The organism is Priestia sp. P5_B4 (assembly GCF_056400385.1).
On sequence record NZ_JBFULJ010001488.1, the window covers coordinates 1 to 564 of the forward strand.

The 564-nt window shown below is 32.8% G+C and carries 1 protein-coding gene; it reads left to right on the top strand.

All coding sequences use genetic code 11. From position 1 onward, the window contains the following. Positions 1–267, top strand: a 267-nt coding sequence (locus AC1DRF_RS31765; RefSeq protein WP_477742797.1) for an ATP-binding cassette domain-containing protein, incomplete at its 5' end; no start/stop codon positions are given. Positions 268–564 lie beyond the last annotated feature (297 nt).

Sequence of the window (564 nt, forward strand, 5' to 3'; positions counted from 1 at the left end):
GGGCGAACGCTTATGATGAACCCTTCTATGCTTATGCTAGATGAACCTTCTATGGGGCTTGCTCCTATCATTGTAGAACAAATATTTGAAATCATTATGGAATTAAATAAAAGCGGAATGACCATTTTACTCGTTGAACAAAACGCTTATCAAGCACTGCAAATCGCACACCGAGGCTATGTGATTCAAACGGGAGAAATTATTCTGCAAGGGAAAGGATCGGAATTAATTCATAATGAAAAAATAAAAGAAGCTTATTTAGCTTAAAAAAACAAACCGCATCGCGTTTTAACGCTGCGGTTTGTTTTTGTTCACAAGGGATGATTTGGATAAAGCAGGTAAGCATTGCTATTATCTGGTTTAGTTTCTTAATTAAGTAGGGAACGTTTAAAATAAGATTATTGAATAAGTGAGTAATTAGGCAACCCCCTAGATGAAAGAAATGATTCAATTTAAAGCTTTTTTATAAAAAACAAAAAAAGTTGAAACTTTTTTCATTAAAAAACGTTTATAAAGTAATAGAAAAAAATGGGTACGGTTATTTACACTCAAAAAGGAAGTGAG